Below are 16,591 nucleotides of genomic sequence, written 5' to 3'. Positions count from 1 at the left end.
CGCCCGCCTACCTGTCCTTCTTGGACAGCCACACGTCGTAGAAGCTGGGGCGTGCGACCGCCTCGAAGCCGACGCCGTGCACGTACGGCGCGGCGCCGTACACCTGCGGCTCCTCGAACAGCGGGATCGCGTAGCCCTGCTCGATCACGTACCGCTGGATCTCGACAACCTTCGCGTTGCGCGCGTTCTCGTCGACGAGCGCGGACTGCTCCTCCAGCAGGCGATCGAGCTTCGGGTCGTTGGAGAGCAGCACGTCCCGGTTCTTGGTGTGGAAGTGGCTCTTGATCACGTCCTGGTCCGCCCGTCCCACCATCGAGTGCATGATGGCGGTCCGCTCGGCGTTCTTGATGTCCACGGCCTGGGTGCCGGAGTCCGCGGGGCGGACGTCGAGCCGCACACCGATCCTGGTCCACTGCTGGGCGACCAGTTCGAGGGTCTGCTTCGACAGCGGCTGCGGGCCGGAGACGAAGACGCTCAGTTCGAGCTTGCGGCCACCCTTCTCCCGGATGCCGTCGCCGCCGCGTACCCAGCCGGCCTGGTCGAGCAGGGCGTTGGCCCGGTCGGGGTCGTAGGCGAGTTGCGCGGACAGGTCGGTGTACCCCTCTGCCAGGTGGCTGAGCACCGAGGTCGCCACCGGGTAGCTGCCGGTGAAGAGGGTTTCGACGACCTCCTTGGCGTTGGTGCCCGCCTGCAGCGCCTTACGGACGTTGATGTCCTGCAGGATGCTGTTCGCCGGTCGCAGGTAGAGCCCGTTGTTGACGCCGCGGGTCGGCTCGGCGTAGATGCGGTGGCCGGCGGAGGTCACGGTCGCCTCGTCGTACGCCTGCACGTAGCGCACGTAGTCGGCCTGCCCCGAGGTCAACGCGCCGACCCGGACGCTGTCCTCCGGAGTCACGATGATCTTGATCCGGTCGAGGTAGGCGCGCCCCTGGTGGGCGAAGGACGGCGGGGCCCAGTCGTAGTCCTCGCGGGCCACCAGTTCGATCTCCTTGTCGACGACCTGGTTCGCGACGGTGAACGGGCCGGACCCGACGACGTTCTTGAGCTGGCACTGCTCCTCGTACGGCAGCGAGATGGTCTTCTTGGACACGAGGCCCGCCCCGATCACCGACGTGCCCTGCAGGAAGCCGGGCGACGGCTTGTCGAAGTGGAACTTCACCGTGTCCTTGTCGACGACCTCGCTGCGTTCGTAGTTGTTGACGAACTCGGCCACCGGGAGCTTCAGGTCCTTGTTGCCGAGGCCGTACACGTCGTAGTTCGCCGCCACGGTCTCCGCGTCGAGCGGGCTGCCGTCGCTGAAGGTCACCCCGTCGCGCAGGTGGAAGGTGTACTCGGTCGCGTCGGCGTTGACCTCCCAGGACTTGGCGACCCAGGGCTCGACCTTGAGTGTCTTCGGGTCCTGCCAGGTGAGTTTGTCGGTGAGCTGGTTGAGCACCCCGCCGTTCGGGTAGAAGCCCGCGGCCGGCAGGTAGAGGCAGCTCGGCGGCTGGTGCTCGAGGTAGACGAGCGTGCCGCCGTAGACGGGGTCGCCGGCGTCCTGCCCGGCAGCGGGCGAGCCGCCGCCCGAGCAGGAGGCGAGCAACCCGGCCACGGCGAGGGCGGCAGCCCCCGCCAGCGCGGTGGACCGGAACCTGGATCGTGACATGCGTGATGGCCTTTCGTACCGGCAAGGAACTTGCGTGGAGGGGGCGACGGGATTCAGGCGCAGGGCGACGTGCTCGTGCCGGAGCTGCCCTGCGTCCGGATGTCAGGGCCGCCGGGCCAGGCCGGCAAGAGGTGGAAGGTGACAGCGGCCGGATGCGCCGCGACGAGCGCTCGTGCGGGAGCAGCTACGCGCCGCCGCGGAAGCGCCGTCCTCGCCTACTCGGTCAGCGCGGACAGAGCGCGCTGCAGGTGCGCTGGTGATCGACGTAGCGCCGCACGACCAGGGAAGTGACGATGCGCTTCCCGGTCGGCGAGTGGCTGCTACGGATCATGGCTGGGAAGTTATCCCATCGGTTTGGTAGGTAACAAACCCCTGCTCGCATCGTGGGATGCGCCGGAATCCCAGGTGGCCGCGGTGTAACGGTCTGTCGCGAATTCCGCTACCGCCGTGAAGGCGCGCCCGCCTACGCTCGCACCGTGGCCAGGATTCGCAAGCGGGGGATTCGCGTCGACGGCCTCGATTACCGATGGATGGTCAGTCACGTCGACCCCGGTCACGTCGTGGTCAGGGTCTGGCACATCGCAACCAGGGGCAGTCAACTGGAGGTCCAGGTGGCCTTCGACGACCCGTGGCTCAACTTCGGGCCGATCATCACCGCACCTGCGGACCGGGTGGCCGAGGTGTTCGCCCTGGCCCCGGTCACGCCACGGTTGGTCGCGGAACTGATCCAGGCGGCACTCGCCGCAGGCTGGCCGGTTCACGGTGACGGCGGGCCGCTGCGCTTCACGCTTACTCGGGACCGTGAGCGGCTGGAGCCTGCGTCCGGGCGACTACCCACCTGACAGGCACGTGACGCGACCACGCGGAACGCGGCATGACCGGTCAGGCAGGTGCCCGGTGGCCACCTGCCCGACAACCGCGACGGGGCACAGCACCGTTCGGTCGGAGATTCGAGCCAGTTCGAATCACTTGGCCGGCGGGTGCGACAGATGTTGACTGTGCCGGTCCTGCACCGCCCCCGACATCGGCGTACGCGGCCACGTCGCCACCCGCCGAGGTGCCGCGGGCTGTCAGGTGACCGTTCCCGCCGCTCGCCGCGGTGTGGCACCGAGAGAACGGAGGCACCTTTGACCACCTCACGATCGCGAATCCTGGCGATGCTCGCCGCGCTCGTCCTCATCACGACCGGCAGTACGTTTCTCGCCAGCCCGCCGGCGCAGGCCGCGACCGGCACCTGTTCGGGTTCCAGGGTCGGCGGCTTCGACCTGTACGGAGACGTAGCCATCAACGGCTCGACGAAGTACGGATACGTCGAGGTCTACTACAGCGGCGGCTACAACTGCGCCCGGACCGTGTCGAGTGCCAACACCTGGGGCGTCAGCAAGGTCATGTCGGTCGAGCTGTGGGTCTGTTCATCCGGCACCAGCAACTGCCGGTTGCTGTCGGCGGACGACCGGGACCACGGCACCTACAGGTACTACGCCGGACCGGTGACCGCCTACGCCAGCGGTAAGTGCATCTGGGTCATCGGGAACATCTACTATCCCCCGACGGACTCCAACGCCGGGAACAACAAGGTGGGTTGGTGCGGCTGATGTCCACGTGGCGACGCTCGGTGTTGGTTCACGTCGTGGCCGCGGTTGTCGCGGCGGGCGCCCCGGTTGTCGGCCCGGCGCCGGCCAGCGCCTCCACCGCACGGTACGGCGAGCAGTGCGGATCCACCTACTACGAACTCGACGACAAGGTGCTGCTCACCAGCGGTGGGCAGGCCTTCGGACACGTCTACCTGATGTACAGCACACAGACCAAGATGAACTGCGTCGTCGCGGAGAAGTCCAGCTTCGTCGGCACCGCGACCTGGATGAACGCCAAGGTGGAGACGAGGAGCGGGCGGGTGGCCCAGGACCCGGGCAACTACCGCTACTACGCCGGGCCCGTATATCTCTACGCGCCGGGCGAGTGCGTCCGCTACTCCGGCGTCGCGTACAGCGGGCCGAACAAGACCGGCACGCTCAGCTCGTACACGTCCGGCTTCGGCTGGTGTGGCTGACGATCCGGGGAATCATCGGGGGGCAGGGACTCGTCGATCATCGGGCTGGCCAGTCGGCCCGCGGCGGGATCGTGGTGTGCGTCGTGCCGGGTAGGAACCGCTGCCCGGCACGACGGTCGCGCCGCCGGCCCGCTGGTACGCGGCCCGGGTCGGTCACACCGTCACTCGGCGGGTCACGGCGAGCAGGTACTCCTTGCGGTGCAGGGGGTCGTGGTCGCTGCGTGGTCGCTCGGGCGCCGGTCCCCGTACCGGCTGGTAGTGGGAGAACCTCGACTCGAGCGTTCCCTCGCCCCGGGTCAGCGCCGGCAGCCGCCGCTCCAGGTCGTGCACCCGGGCCGCGGGCACCTCGCCCTCGACCACGTACGCCGTGCCCCGTGGCTCGGTCCGCGTCGGCACCGCCCCGTACCGGGCCAGCACCGGCAGCACGGTTCCGAGCAGGTCGGCCGGCACGTCGACCCGGAACGCGTGCACCGGCTCATGCACTCGGGTGCCGGCTCGGCGCAGCGCGTCCATCAGCACCAGCGGGGTGAGGCCCCGGAAGTCCGCGCCGGTCGAGGAGATGCTCTTGTCGAACCGCGCGTGCATCGCGCTCTGCCGGGGGCAGTAGCCGCTGTGCGTCATGGTGACCACGCAGTCCGGCACCTTCCAGCCGTGCACGCCCTGCCGCAGCGTCTCCCGCACCGTGGCCTCGACGGCGGCGAAGAACGCGTACGGCATCGCTCCCGGCTCGACGGCGAGCCGGAACGTCACCCCGGCGTCGACCGGCGCCGGCTCCACCCGCAGGCCGACGGTGGCCAGGAACGGGTGCCCGGTGGAGACGAACTCGACGGCCTCGCCGGTGCCGACCAGCCGCTCCACGCAGATCACGGTGGACGGCTCGAAGGCGACGTCGAGCCCGTACCCCTCGGCGAGGGTGGCCTGGACGACTTCCTTCTGCACCTCGCCGTAGAGCGACACCGACAGCTCCTGCCGCAGCTCGTCCACCCGCAGATTGATCAGCGGGTCCTGCTCGGCCAGCTCGGTCAGCGCCGCGTGCAGCGCGCCCCGATCGCCTGCCCGAACCGGCACCACCACCGTCTCCAGCGTGGGTGGCGGGAACCGGTGCCGGGTGCCGGCCGGCGGCGTCCCGACCGGATCGCCGATCCGGACGCCGGACAGCCCGGCGACCCGCCCGATCCGGCCCGCAAGGAGGGCGTCCACGCGCTCGCACCCGCCGTGGTCGAACACGGCGAGGCCGCTGACCCGCCCCTCGCCGCCGCCCGGCAGCCGTAGCCGGTCCCGTACGCGGAGGGTGCCGGCGACCATCCGGACGTACGCGACGCGCTCCCCTGCCGGGCCGCGTTCCACCTTGAACACGGTGCCCGAGAGGGGGGCGGTCGGGTCGGCGGCAGTCGCCGGCAGCAGCCGGGGCAGGACCGTGAGCAACTCGTCCACGCCGGCGCCGGTGACGGCCGAGCCGAAGAGCACCGGGTGGATGCGCCCCCGCCGGGTCAGCGCGACCAGCGCCCGCCGGCGGCGGGCCCGGGACACGCGCCGCCCCTCGACGTACGCGGCGAGCAGGCCGTCGTCGTGGTCGGCGAGCCGGAGCAGGTCCGGCCCCTGCGGGTACGGGACGAAGCAGGCGGCCCGGGTGCCGAGCCCCGTCACCGACCCGGTCGGCACGACGGCCGGGGTGAGCCGGTCGGCCAGTTCGGTGATCAACGCCTCGCCGCGGGCGCCGGTACGGTCGATCTTGTTGACGAACACCAGGGTGGGGATGCCGAGACGACGCAGCGTACGCATCAGCACCCGCGTCTGTGCCTGGACTCCCTCCACGGCGGAGACCACCAGCACCGCGCCGTCGAGTACGGCGAGGGCGCGTTCCACCTCGGCGATGAAGTCCGGGTGGCCCGGTGTGTCGATCAGGTTGACGGTGACGCCACCGACCTCGAACGACACGACGGCCGATCGGATGGTGATGCCGCGCCGGCGTTCCAGCTCGAGGGTGTCGGTCTGGGTGCTGCCCGCGTCGACGCTGCCGACGGTGTCGATGATCCCGGCCGCGTACAGCAGTCGTTCGGTCAGGCTCGTCTTACCGGCGTCGACATGCGCCACAATCCCCAGGTTGAGAGTCCGCTCCACGCGTCAGGTCCTTCGGGTCGATGGTCACTGCCAACTGAGCGATCCCGAAAGCTGCGCGCATGACCTCTCCCTGTCTCCCGACGTGTCCTCTCGTTCCCCGCACTACACCAGATGCCTGACGCGTCCACAACCGGATTGAACTGGCTGCGCGACGCACCGTCAGGTGGCGAGGTTGCCGTAGCTCGGTGTGCCTGCCGTCCGGTAGGTCAGTTGCAGTGCGCCGTTGGCGTGGGTGATCGACCCGGAGAGCCGGAAGGCCGTGGGCACGGTGCCTCCCGCGAACAGCCGCTTGCCGCTACCGAGCACCAGCGGATAGAGCCACAGGTGCAGCCGGTCGACGAGGCCGAGGCGCAACAGCGACTGCACCAGGTCGAGGCTGCCGATCACGTGGAGCTCGTCGTGGCGATCCTTCAGCCCGGCGACGCCCTCGGCGAGATCACCGCTGACGAACGTCGATCCCTCCCACCCCAGCGGCTCGGCGAGCGTACGGCTCGCCACGTACTTGGGCACCCGGTTGAGCAGGCCGGTGAAGGGGATCCTCACGGAGGCCTTCGGCCAGTAGGCGGCGAAGATCTCGTACGTCTTCCGGCCCAGCAGCAGCGCGTCCATGCTCGTGGCCTGCTCGAACATGGCACTGCCGGACTCTTGGTCCACCAGCGGCGCCTGCCACCCGCCATGCGCGAAGCCGCCGTCGCGGTCCTCGTCGGGTGCACCCGGCGCCTGCGCCACACCGTCCAGCGTCACGAACTCCGTCACGACGAGCTTGCCCATCTGACGCTCCCTTCGCTCTCCGATCCGTCCCTCGGCCAGACCGCGCGACGGATCGAGAATCATCGGCCTGATCCGTGGTCGGCAGCCAGCGCTACCGCCCACCGGCCGCTCCTGGGAGCAACGAGCTGACGCGCGGTCGGTTTCCGGAAGGCGGGCACCCACCGCTCGGGTGCTGCCGAGGTCAGCGGATGCCGACGAAGAAGCGGGTCTGGTCGCTGCGGTGCAATGCGTAGTAGGCCTCGAACCGGGTGCCGTCCGGCAGCCAGGCCACGGACTCGATGCCGAGCAGGGGCGTCGAGGTGGTGACCTCGAGCAGGGCAGCGTCCTCGGGTTCGGGGAAGACGGCTTCGATCCAGCGGTCGGCCCCGACAGGTTCGAGCCCGTACCGGCGGCGCAGCACGTCGTAGAGGGACTGGTTCTCCAGGACGGCCCGGTCCAGGCCGGGCACCAGCCGGGCCGGCAGCGCGGTGTCGACGAGCAGCCAGGGCTGGCCGTCGACACCACGGAGCCGACGCATCCGCACGACCGACTCGCCGACCGGAATCTGCAACAGGTCCGCCTCGCGCTGGTCCGCCGGGCTGAGGCTCTGGCTGATCGTGTGGGTGGTGACCCGGCGTCCCGACTCCCGCAGGTCGTCGGCGGAGCCGGACACGGAGCCGACGAAACGCAGCTCGGTCTTGCGGGGAGCGACGAAGGCGCCCCGCCCCTTGACCTTGTAGATCATCCGTTGCTGGACGAGCTCACGCAGCGCCTCGCGGACGACGGTGCGGGAGACGCCATAGAGGTCGGTCAGCTCCGCCTCCGACGGCAACGGCTGGTCCGGGGCTATCTCACCGGCCTCGATCTGGCCGCGCAGCTCCCGCATCAGCTGCATCCACAGCGGCTCGCTCCCGTCGCGGGTGAGCCGCCGGTACGTCATCGTCATGGACTTCCTTCCCCATCGACCGGATACAGCATGCCATGACCGCGCAGTCCTGTCATGACAGGAAGCGTGGGTCGTTTGCCAGCCCAATCACCGATTTGGCACGTGAACGTAACCCCCATCACTGTGACTTGAAACACGTTTGTCATCAAGCTCTAGCCAACCTGTCACTACAGGTCTGTAATGACTGGACCTCATCGCAGCCCCTCAGCTGCGGTCGGCTGACTGAGCACGTCCACTCCCGCTCCGGCGGGTTTTCGCTCTCTCTGGAGGCCCCCACCATGCGTACCCATCCCTCGTCCCGACGGCGGCGGACCGCCGTCGTGGCCGCGCTCGTCGCGACCGTCGCGGTCACCGCGACCGGCTGCGGCTCCGGCGCGAGCGGCGGCAACGCCAAGGACGGCGACAAGCCGTTCATCGCGCTGAGCAACGGCTTCATCGGCAACGGCTGGCGGCAGACCATGATCGCCAAGTTCGAGGCCGCCGCCACCAAGGCGCAGAGCGACGGGCTGATCGGCAAGTTCAAGGTCGTCAACGCCCCCGGCGAGAACTCGGCCACCGAGCAGGTCGCCCAGATCAAGAGCCTGCTGCTGCAGAAGCCGGACGCCCTCCTGATCGACCCGGCCTCGCCGACCGCGCTCAAGCCGGTCATCCAGCAGGCCTGCGACGCCGGCATCAAGGTCGTGGTCTTCGACTCGGCGATCGACGCCCCCTGCGCCCACGTGCTGCTCAACAGCTTCAAGGACTGGGCGACGGCCGCCGCCGAGCCGCTGGTGAAGGGCATCGGCGGCAAGGGCGCGGTGATCGTCAGCCGGGGCGTCGTCGGCTCCCAGCCCGAGGCGGAGATGTACCAGACCACGCAGGACATCCTGGCCAAGAACCCGGACGTCAAGGTCGCCGCGACCGTCAACGGCATGTGCGACGGCGCCAAGGCGCAGAAGGCCGTGCTCGGTGTGCTGTCGAGCGTGCCGAAGGTCGACGGGGTCATCGGCTGTGGTGACGGCTACGGCGTCGCCCAGGCCTTCACCAGCGCGGGCAAGCCGGTCCCGGCGGTCACCTTCGAGACCAACGGCCGCGCGCTGAAGTACTGGCAGGACAGCAAGCTCGACAACGGCTCGGTCGCGGTCATGTCCGACCCGGGCCAGTCGGTCGCCGCCCTGTGGCAGGCGATCGACCTGCTCGACGGCAAGGACATCCCGAAGGAGATGACCTTCCCGATCGTGCTGGTGGAGCAGAAGGACGTCGCCGCGTGGGCCGGCGTCCTGAAGCCCGACGAGTACGCCGCCTGGCCGTGGACCCAGGAGCTCTTCCGCAAGCAGGTCGAGGCCGTGAAGAGCGGCGGCGCCCCGGTGCAGCCGCCGATCCCGACGGCCGCCGGCTGACCACACAGCAACAGAGGAGCGCATCATGCACGTCGACAACCTGCCGGTGGGGTCGCACGCGGCCCCGCCGCAGGGCGACCGGACGCCGTCCGCGGCGCCACCGGTCGTCACCGCGCGGCGGGTGACCAGGACGTACGGGCGCACCCGAGCCCTCACCGGGGTGGACCTCGACGTCCGCGCCGGTGAGGTGCTCGGCCTCGTCGGCCACAACGGCGCAGGCAAGAGCACGCTGATGCGCATCCTTGCCGGCCTGGAAGCGTGCGACGAGGGCACGGTCACCGTGGGTGGGCAGGAGGCGCCGCGCGTCGTCGCGCCGGGCTCCGAGCCGTTCCGTGCGGTCCGGATGGCCTACCAGGAAACGTCGCTCTGCCCCGACCTCACCGTCGCGGAGAACATCTGGGTCTCCTCCCGGCACTGCCTGCCCCGACTGCGCTGGCGGCGGGCGGCCAGCGCCAAGGTCGCCCGCCGGCTGGACGAGATGTTCCCGGGCCACGGGGTGTCGCCGCGGGACCGGGTCGAGGACCTGTCGCTGGCGCAGCGGCAGATGGTGGAGATCGCCCGGGCGAGCCTCGTCGATCGGCTCGACCTGCTGATCCTGGACGAGCCGACCGAGTCGCTCGGCCCGGACGCCGCGCGGTCGCTCTACGCGTACGTCCGGCGGCTCACCGCCCAGGGCACGGCCGTCCTGCTCATCTCGCACCGGATCCGTGAGGTGCTCTCCGTGGCCGACCGGGTCGCGGTGATGCGCGACGGGGCGGTCGTCGAGGAGCGGCCCGCGGCCGGCCTCAGCGAACAGGACGTGCTCACCCTGATGGGTGCGGAGGTGGCCGAGCCCGCCGCCGCGCCCGCCCCCGCCCGCGTGGCCGGCGACCGGCCGGTCGTCGGCGAACTGCGCGGCGCCACCGGCCACGGCCTGCACGACGTGTCGATCACGGTCGGCCGGGGCGAGGTCGTCGGGCTGGCCGGCCTCGCCGGCCAGGGCCAGCAGCAGGTGCTCGAACGGCTGTGGCGCCCCGTCCGGCGGGACACCACCGTCGAGGGCACCCGCGCCTACGTGCCCGGTGACCGGCAGCGCTCCGGCATCCTGCCGCTGTGGTCCGTGGCGGAGAACCTCATCGTCACCGCCATGCGCGGCCTGGCCCGGTACGGCGTACGCCGTACCGGCGCGGAGGACGCCGCGGTCCGCGACTGGGTGGACCGGTTGGCCATCCGCGGCGGCGGCGACGCGGGCATGACCGAGCTCAGCGGCGGCAACCAGCAGAAGGTCATCGTGGCCCGGGCGTTCGCCTCCACGGCGGAGCTGGTCCTGCTCGACGACCCGTTCCGCGGGGTCGACGTGCACACGAAGACCGACCTCTACACGCTCATCCGGCAGGAGGCGGCGGGCGGCCGCAGCGTGGTCTGGTACTCGAGCGAGAACGCCGAGATGGCGCACTGCGACCGGGTCTACGTGCTGCGCGCCGGCCGGGTCGTCGCCGAGCTGACCGGCGCGGAAATCTCCGAGGAACGGATCATCGCCGTCTCCTTCGCCGAATCCGAGCCCACGGGAGCACAGCGATGACGAATCTCGTCGCGACGGCGATGCCGTCGCGGGCCCTGCTGCGCCGCACCGGCCCCGCCATGGTCAGCGCGGTCGCCATGGTGGCCATGATCGCGGTCTGCGCGTCGCTGCAGTCCGACGTGCTGACCGTCCCCGGTCTCACCCTGGTCCTCTCGGCCACCGTGCCCCTGGTCATCGCGGCCCAGGCCCAGATGGTGCTCATGTCCGTGGGCGACATCGACCTCGGCATCGGCAACTTCGTCGGCCTGGTCACCGTCATCACCGCCACGAAGCTGGTCTCCTCCCCCGGCACCGGCGCGCTGATGCTGCTCGGCCTCGTGGCGGCCTACGCGGTGCTCGGCGCGCTGATCCACCTGCGCCGGGTGCCGTCGCTGATCGCCACCCTCGGCGCCTCGTTCGTCTGGCTGGGGCTGGGGATGTTCGTCCTGCCCACGCCGGGCGGCAGCACCCCCGAGTGGTTGGCGACCTTCGGCTCCTGGCAGCCGGGCGGCTTCCCCGCCCCGCTGCTGCCGATCCTCGTCGTCGCCGCGGTGGTCTGGCTGCTCTCCGCCCGCAGCTCCGTCGGGGTGCGGGTCCGCGCGCTGGGCAGCAACCCGGTCGCGCTGCAACGGGCCGGCCTGCGACCGCTGACCGCGCGGATCATCGCGTACGTCGTGGCCGGGGCGCTCGGCGTGCTCTCCGGGCTCGCCCTCGCGTCGCAGACCGGCGGCGGCGACGTCTCGTCCGCCACCAGCTACACCCTGATCACGGTCGCCGCGGTGATCCTCGGCGGCGGATCCTTCGCCGGCGGCACCGCCGTGCCGTGGGGCGTCGCCATCGGCGGCATCACCCTCGGCCTGGTCAGTGTCGTCCTCAGCCTGCTCGACGTGCCGTCGAACATGCAGTCGGCCGTACAGGGCGTGATCGTGCTGGCCGTGCTGGCCGGCCGCGCCGTGGTCGGAAAGGTGCTCCGATGACCCTCCGTACGCTCGCCCGCCCCTGGATCTGGGGCTTCGTCGCCGCCACGCTGGTCTGGGTCACCATCCTCGCCATCTCCAGTCAGGGCAGCGGGCAGACCGTCTCGCTCGCGCTGTCCCTGGCCCCGTACCTGGTCATCGTCGGCCTCGGCCAGATGCTGGTGATCACCGCGGGGCCGGGCAACATCGACGTGTCGGTGGCGCCGATCATCTCCCTCGCCGGCTTCGTCGCGGTCCAGGTGACCGCGTCGACCGGTTCGGTGCCGGTCGGCATCCTGGCCGGCATCGGGACCGGGCTGGCCGTCGCGGTGATCAGCGTGGTGGCGATCCTCGGGCTGTCCGTCCCGCCGATCATCGCCACCCTGGCCGCCGGGCTGATCGCCTCGTCGCTGACGCTGTCGCTGGCCGACGGCTTCACCGCGGTGCCCGACGACGGGCTGCGCAAGCTGCTCAACCTGCGCCCGGCCGGCGTGCCCGTGCTCGCCGTCGCGGTGGCCGCGCTGACCGCGCTGGTCGTCGTCCTGCTCCGCCGCACGACGTACGGTCGCTCGCTGCTCGCGGTCGGGCAGAGCCGGCCAGCCGCGGAACGGGCCGGCATCCCCGTCACCCGGATCATCGGCACGACCTACCTGGCCAGTGGCGCCCTCGCCGGACTGGCGGGCGCGCTGCTCGCCGCCTACATCGCGCCGTCGCCCGACCTGGGCACGCGCTACCTGCTCGACTCGGTCGCCGTCGTCGTCATCGGCGGCACGCTCATCTCGGGCGGCCGGGCCGTGCCGGTCGGCATCTGGGGCAGCGCGCTCTTCTTCATCCTGCTCGACGGTCTCGTCAACCTCGTGGGCTGGAGCACGGCCGCGCAGAACCTGCTCAAGGGCGGCCTGGTGCTGTTCGTCCTCTTCCTCGCCGGTGGCGGAGCGCTCCGCAACGCCGGCGGGACCACCCGAACCCGTCGACGGCTGCGACCCGCGGCCGCGACAACCGCTGGAACTAGCACAGGAGAAAACAGCAATGGCTGACACCGACGGTCTGCTCGACGCCCGCGACTTCGGCGGGGCCGCCGCCACCGCCGCCGGCTTCCATGTCAAGGGAGCCCACGCCCAGGACTGGGGCCTGCAGAACCGGCTGTCCCGGATCTTCCGACCCGACAACGGCCGTACGGTGATGCTGGCCTTCGACCACGGCTACTTCCTCGGGCCGATGGCCGGCCTGGAGCGGCTGGACACCAACATCGCCCCGCTCGTGCCGGACGCCGACGCGATCATGATGACCCGCGGTGCCCTGCGCACCAGCATCCCGTCGCACAGCAACGCCGGTATCGTGCTGCGGGCCAGCGGCGGGCCCAGCGTGCTGCGGGACCTGTCGGACGAGCACATCGCCCTGGACATCGAGGACGCGGTCCGGCTCAACGCCGCGGCGCTGGCGATCCAGGTGTTCATCGGCGGCGAGCACGAGTCCCGGTCGGTGGCGAACCTGGCGGCCCTGGTGGACGCCGGGCAGCGGCACGGCATCGCCGTGCTCGGCGTGACCGCCGTGGGCAAGGACATGGTCCGCGACGCGCGCTACTTCCGGCTCGCCACCCGGATCAGCGCGGAGATGGGCGCCCACATCGTCAAGACGTACTACGTCAACGAGGGCTTCGAGACCGTGACCGCGGCCTGCCCGGTGCCGATCATCGTCGCCGGCGGCAAGAAGCTGCCCGAGCTCGACGCGCTGACCATGGCGTACCGGGCGATGCAGGAGGGCGCGGCGGGCGTCGACATGGGCCGCAACATCTTCCAGAGCGAGTACCCGGCCGCGATGCTGGCCGCGGTCCGCGCCGTGGTGCACGACGACGCCAAGCCCGAGGACGCCTACGAGCTCTTCCGGGAGCGGTCGGCCTCTTCCGCGTCCTGATCATCGCCAGGGGTGCGGGTCTCCCACCCGGCCCGCACCCCTCATCTCCGGGAGCTCCTCATGCCACACCCACAGACCGGCGCCGATGACATCGTCGACCTCGTGGTCATCGGCGCCGGCATCAACGGCCTCGCCATCGCCCGAGACGCCGCCAGCCGGGGCCTCAGCGTCGTCGTGGTCGACCGCGGTGACGTCGGCGCCGGCACCACCGCCACCTCCAGCCGGCTCATCCACGGCGGCCTGAAGTACCTCGAGCGCTACGACTTCGCCCTGGTGCACGAGTCGATCCGGGAACGGCACCTGCTGTTCCGCACCGCGCCGCACCTGGTCCACGACTACCCCATGCTGATCCCGTTCTACGCCGGTGACAGCCGGCCGGGACCCCTGATCCGCCTCGGCCTGGCCGCGTTCGACGTCCTGGCCGCGGGCCGTGGGCGCGGACGCAGCCGGGGCATGTCCCCCCGGGCGATCGGCCGGCGCTGGCCCCACCTCTCGCGCAAGGGGCTGCGCGGCGGGGTGCTCTTCAACGACGCCCAGGTGCCGTGGGCCGAGCGGCTCTGCGTCGAGCTGCTGGTCGACGCCGAGCGGCTGGGCGCGCGGGTGCTGACCTACACGACGGTGACCGGTCTGCTCGTGACGGGCGGGCGGGTGGACGGGGTCCGGACCCGGGACAACCAGTCGGGGCGCGAGGGGGAGATCCGGGGACGCCTCACGATCAACGCGGCCGGGCCGTGGATCGACCGGATCCTCGACGGCCAGGTGGCGAGCGGGCGCCTCAACGGCGGCACCAAGGGCAGCCACGTCATCATCGACCCGTTCCCGGGCGCCCCGGACACCTGCATCTTCTTCGAGGCCGCCGCCGACCGGCGACCGATCTTCATCTTCCCCTGGGAGGGCCGCTACGTCCTCGGCAGCACCGACCTCACGTACGAGGGTGACCTGGACGAGGTCGTCGCCAGCGACGCCGAGATCGACTACCTGCTCACCGAGGCCAACCGGTTGTTCCCCCAGGCCGGCCTCACCCCGGACGACGTGCTCTACAGCATCGCCGGAATCCGCCCGCTGCCCTACACGGCCGGCGTGTCGGACAACGCCAAGATCAGTCGTGGGCACACGGTGCTCAACCACGCGCCCGCGTACGAGGGGCTGCTCACGATCATCGGCGGCAAGCTGACCACCCACCGGGCCCTCGCCGAGGACGCCACCGACGAGGCGCTGAAGGTGCTCGGCCGGCCGGCGCAACGGTGCACCACCCGTACCCGGCCGCTGCCCGGCGCCGACACGCCGGACTGGTACGCCTTCCGCGCGGACTTCGCGCGTTCGGCCACTCCGTTCACTCCGGCGCAGTCCGCCCGGCTGCTGGACATCTACGGCGTCCGGGCCCGCCGGGTCCTCGAACTCGCCGTGGCCGACCCGACACTGGCCGAAGTCGTCGACGAGCGGACCGGGGCGGTCGCCGCCGAGGTTGTCATGGCCTTCCGCGAGGAACGGGCCGTGACCTTGGCGGACGTGCTGCTGCGCCGTACGCTGATCGGCCTCGGCCCGGACATGGCGGTGTCGGCGGCCGTGACCTGCGCGGACGTCGCCGTACGGCATCTCGGCTGGGACACCGAACGGGCCGACGCCGAGGTTGCCGCCTACCGGGCGGAGCTGCGGCGCTTCCGCCCGCGCGGGCTGAGCCTCGCCCCGGCGACCGGAACGAGCGACAGGAGGACGTCGTGACGACCCCGCACACCTGCTATCTCGGGGTCGACGTCGGCCTCACCGCCACCAAGGTGGCCGCCTTCGACGTCGTCGGCAACGAGCTGGCCGTCGTGCACGCCCGCACTCCGCGCACCAGCGTCACCGCCCACCGCCACGACGTCGACATGACCGCCCTCGCCGACACGGTGCTGTCGCTGCTGGCGGACGTCGGCGGCAAGCTGGCCGCCGAGGGGTACGCCCCGGCGGGCATCGGCGTGGCCGCACACGGCAACGGCATCTACCCGGTCGACGCGTCCCTGCGCCCGATCGGGCCGGCCATCGCCTCGTCGGACAGCCGGGCGCAGCACATCGTCCAGGCGATCCCGCCGGAGGGGGCCCGCCGGCTGGCCCGGGAGACCGGCTCGATCCCGTGGGCCGCCCAGCCCGCGGTCCTGCTGCGCTGGCTGCGGGACGCCGAACCGGCGACCTACGCCGCCACCCGGTGGGTGCTGTCCTGCAAAGACTGGGTCACCGCGCAGCTCACCGGCGTGGCCAGCGCGGACTACAGCGACGCCAGCGCGTTCGGCATGGTCGGGCTCGACACCCGCGCGTACACGCCGACGGCGCTCGAACTGGTGGGCCTGCCCGCCGCCGACCTGGACCGGTTCCCACCGCTGCGCAGGTCCGACGAGGTGGTCGCCGGTCTGAGCGCGGCGACGGCGGCCCGCACGGGGCTGCCCGAGGGCCTGCCGGTCATCGCCGGGTGCATGGACTGCGTGGCCGCCACACTCGGCGCCGGAGGTCGGGAGCTCGGGGACGGGACGATCATCGTCGGCACCTGGGCGATCAACGGCGTGGTGGTGCCCGCCCGCACCCCCGCCCCGGAGGTCACGCTCAGCGCCTTCATGCCCGATCCGGCCACGATGCTGGCCATGGAGGTGGCGCCCACGTCAGCCGCCAACCTCGACTGGCTCGCCTGCGCCGGGGTGCCCCACCAGCAGACCGGCGGCGTCGCCGCGGCGGAACTGCTGGAGGAGGCCGCCGCGGTGCCGCCCGGCGCCGACGGCCTGCTGTTCCTGCCCTTCGTCAACGGCTCGCCCGAGCATCCGTCGGCGTCCGGCACCTTCCTCGGCATCTCCAGCAACCACCGCCGGGGCCACCTCACCCGGGCCGTCATCGAAGGCGTCGCGCAGTACCACCGGGTGCAGCTCGACCGGGTGCTGGCCAGCGGCGCGGACGTCGGTGACCGGCCCTGGCGGCTGGCTGGCGGCGGCGCGCGGTCGACGGTGTGGGCGCAGATCTTCGCCGACGTGCTCGGCCGCCCGGTCCGGCGGCAGCTCACCAGCGAACTCGGTGCCCGGGGCGTCGCCTCCCTGCTGCCCGGCGCCCTCGGCCACGACGTGCCGCCGTGGACCGTCAACGACGAGGACGACCTTTGCGTGCACCCGGGGCCGAACCGCGCCGCCTACCGGGAACACGCCCAGGCGTTCGACCGCTGCCTCGCCGGGATGTCCGCCGTGTGGTCGGAGGTTGAGCGCTACCGCAGCGCTGGAGGGAACTCCTGACCTCGGGTGGCGGGTGACATCCCGGCGGACCTGAGGAGCGTC

General features: G+C 71.5%; 14 protein-coding genes. 10 read left to right on the top strand and 4 right to left on the bottom strand.

What is annotated here, in order from left to right; all coding sequences use genetic code 11:
• Window positions 1–7: 7 nt before the first annotated feature.
• On the bottom strand, window positions 8–1,645 hold the full coding sequence (locus tag ACGFZ2_RS01895) for a TIGR04028 family ABC transporter substrate-binding protein (protein ID WP_393449073.1): 1,638 nt from the start codon (window positions 1,643–1,645) through the stop codon (window positions 8–10).
• A 476-nt stretch (window positions 1,646–2,121) separates the two neighbouring features.
• Between ACGFZ2_RS01895 and ACGFZ2_RS01890 the strand changes: the two genes are divergently transcribed.
• The 3 genes from ACGFZ2_RS01890 to ACGFZ2_RS01880 all read left to right on the top strand — a co-directional run bounded on the left by ACGFZ2_RS01890 (window position 2,122) and on the right by ACGFZ2_RS01880 (window position 3,695).
• The gene (locus tag ACGFZ2_RS01890; protein WP_393449070.1) at window positions 2,122–2,487 is read left to right on the top strand and encodes a hypothetical protein; all 366 of its coding nucleotides are present in this window, start codon (window positions 2,122–2,124) and stop codon (window positions 2,485–2,487) included.
• A gap of 285 nt (window positions 2,488–2,772) precedes the next feature.
• Window positions 2,773–3,240 carry a hypothetical protein gene (locus tag ACGFZ2_RS01885; RefSeq protein WP_393265702.1) on the top strand — a complete coding sequence of 156 codons (468 nt, stop codon included), beginning with the start codon at window positions 2,773–2,775 and terminating at the stop codon, window positions 3,238–3,240.
• The gene (locus tag ACGFZ2_RS01880) at window positions 3,231–3,695 is read left to right on the top strand and encodes a hypothetical protein (RefSeq protein ID WP_393449067.1); all 465 of its coding nucleotides are present in this window, start codon (window positions 3,231–3,233) and stop codon (window positions 3,693–3,695) included. The genes ACGFZ2_RS01885 and ACGFZ2_RS01880 overlap by 10 nt, the downstream gene beginning before the upstream one ends.
• 153 nt (window positions 3,696–3,848) lie before the next feature.
• On the opposite strand, the gene ACGFZ2_RS01875 is transcribed toward ACGFZ2_RS01880, so the two are convergent.
• The 3 genes from ACGFZ2_RS01875 to ACGFZ2_RS01865 form a co-directional block, all read right to left on the bottom strand.
• The gene (locus ACGFZ2_RS01875) at window positions 3,849–5,816 is read right to left on the bottom strand and encodes a GTP-binding protein (RefSeq protein ID WP_393449064.1); all 1,968 of its coding nucleotides are present in this window, start codon (window positions 5,814–5,816) and stop codon (window positions 3,849–3,851) included.
• Between the two features lie 159 nt (window positions 5,817–5,975).
• A complete protein-coding gene (locus tag ACGFZ2_RS01870; RefSeq protein ID WP_393449061.1) occupies window positions 5,976–6,650 on the bottom strand; it encodes a dihydrofolate reductase family protein in 675 nt (224 codons plus the stop codon).
• A gap of 118 nt (window positions 6,651–6,768) precedes the next feature.
• A complete protein-coding gene (locus tag ACGFZ2_RS01865; RefSeq protein WP_357703641.1) occupies window positions 6,769–7,512 on the bottom strand; it encodes a GntR family transcriptional regulator in 744 nt (247 codons plus the stop codon).
• A 278-nt stretch (window positions 7,513–7,790) separates the two neighbouring features.
• Between ACGFZ2_RS01865 and ACGFZ2_RS01860 the strand changes: the two genes are divergently transcribed.
• From ACGFZ2_RS01860 to ACGFZ2_RS01830, 7 genes are read left to right on the top strand one after another with little or no spacing between them, the layout of a single operon-like run.
• On the top strand, window positions 7,791–8,891 hold the full coding sequence (locus tag ACGFZ2_RS01860; protein WP_393449058.1) for an ABC transporter substrate-binding protein: 1,101 nt from the start codon (window positions 7,791–7,793) through the stop codon (window positions 8,889–8,891).
• A gap of 25 nt (window positions 8,892–8,916) precedes the next feature.
• Window positions 8,917–10,452: a sugar ABC transporter ATP-binding protein gene (locus ACGFZ2_RS01855; RefSeq protein ID WP_393449055.1), complete on the top strand. Its 1,536-nt coding sequence runs from the start codon at window positions 8,917–8,919 to the stop codon at window positions 10,450–10,452.
• Window positions 10,449–11,408, top strand: coding sequence for an ABC transporter permease (locus ACGFZ2_RS01850; protein ID WP_357461172.1), 960 nt, complete (start codon window positions 10,449–10,451; stop codon window positions 11,406–11,408). The genes ACGFZ2_RS01855 and ACGFZ2_RS01850 overlap by 4 nt, the downstream gene beginning before the upstream one ends.
• On the top strand, window positions 11,405–12,424 hold the full coding sequence (locus tag ACGFZ2_RS01845; protein ID WP_350705787.1) for an ABC transporter permease: 1,020 nt from the start codon (window positions 11,405–11,407) through the stop codon (window positions 12,422–12,424). Before ACGFZ2_RS01850 ends, ACGFZ2_RS01845 begins: the two co-directional genes overlap by 4 nt.
• Entirely contained in the window at window positions 12,417–13,301 is an 885-nt protein-coding gene (lsrF, locus tag ACGFZ2_RS01840) for a 3-hydroxy-5-phosphonooxypentane-2,4-dione thiolase (RefSeq protein ID WP_393265683.1), read from the top strand. Before ACGFZ2_RS01845 ends, lsrF begins: the two co-directional genes overlap by 8 nt.
• Before the next feature lie 60 nt (window positions 13,302–13,361).
• Window positions 13,362–15,023 carry a glycerol-3-phosphate dehydrogenase/oxidase gene (locus ACGFZ2_RS01835; protein ID WP_393265682.1) on the top strand — a complete coding sequence of 554 codons (1,662 nt, stop codon included), beginning with the start codon at window positions 13,362–13,364 and terminating at the stop codon, window positions 15,021–15,023.
• Entirely contained in the window at window positions 15,020–16,549 is a 1,530-nt protein-coding gene (locus tag ACGFZ2_RS01830; protein WP_393265680.1) for an FGGY-family carbohydrate kinase, read from the top strand. The genes ACGFZ2_RS01835 and ACGFZ2_RS01830 overlap by 4 nt, the downstream gene beginning before the upstream one ends.
• Window positions 16,550–16,591: the final 42 nt, after the last annotated feature.

It is taken from the genome of Micromonospora sp. NPDC048063 (assembly GCF_043202855.1).
In the GTDB taxonomy this organism is placed as follows: Bacteria; Actinomycetota; Actinomycetes; order Mycobacteriales; family Micromonosporaceae; genus Micromonospora.
This window is presented reverse-complemented; position numbering and strand designations above follow the sequence as displayed.

Coding starts and splice junctions, on each gene's coding strand:
- ACGFZ2_RS01895 (WP_393449073.1), bottom strand. CDS start 1,645: ATGTCACGATCCAGGTTCCGGTCCACCGCGCTGGCGGGGGCTGCCGCC.
- ACGFZ2_RS01870 (WP_393449061.1), bottom strand. CDS start 6,650: ATGATTCTCGATCCGTCGCGCGGTCTGGCCGAGGGACGGATCGGAGAG.
- ACGFZ2_RS01865 (WP_357703641.1), bottom strand. CDS start 7,512: ATGACGATGACGTACCGGCGGCTCACCCGCGACGGGAGCGAGCCGCTG.
- ACGFZ2_RS01860 (WP_393449058.1), top strand. CDS start 7,791: ATGCGTACCCATCCCTCGTCCCGACGGCGGCGGACCGCCGTCGTGGCC.
- ACGFZ2_RS01855 (WP_393449055.1), top strand. CDS start 8,917: ATGCACGTCGACAACCTGCCGGTGGGGTCGCACGCGGCCCCGCCGCAG.
- ACGFZ2_RS01850 (WP_357461172.1), top strand. CDS start 10,449: ATGACGAATCTCGTCGCGACGGCGATGCCGTCGCGGGCCCTGCTGCGC.
- ACGFZ2_RS01845 (WP_350705787.1), top strand. CDS start 11,405: ATGACCCTCCGTACGCTCGCCCGCCCCTGGATCTGGGGCTTCGTCGCC.
- lsrF (WP_393265683.1), top strand. CDS start 12,417: ATGGCTGACACCGACGGTCTGCTCGACGCCCGCGACTTCGGCGGGGCC.
- ACGFZ2_RS01835 (WP_393265682.1), top strand. CDS start 13,362: ATGCCACACCCACAGACCGGCGCCGATGACATCGTCGACCTCGTGGTC.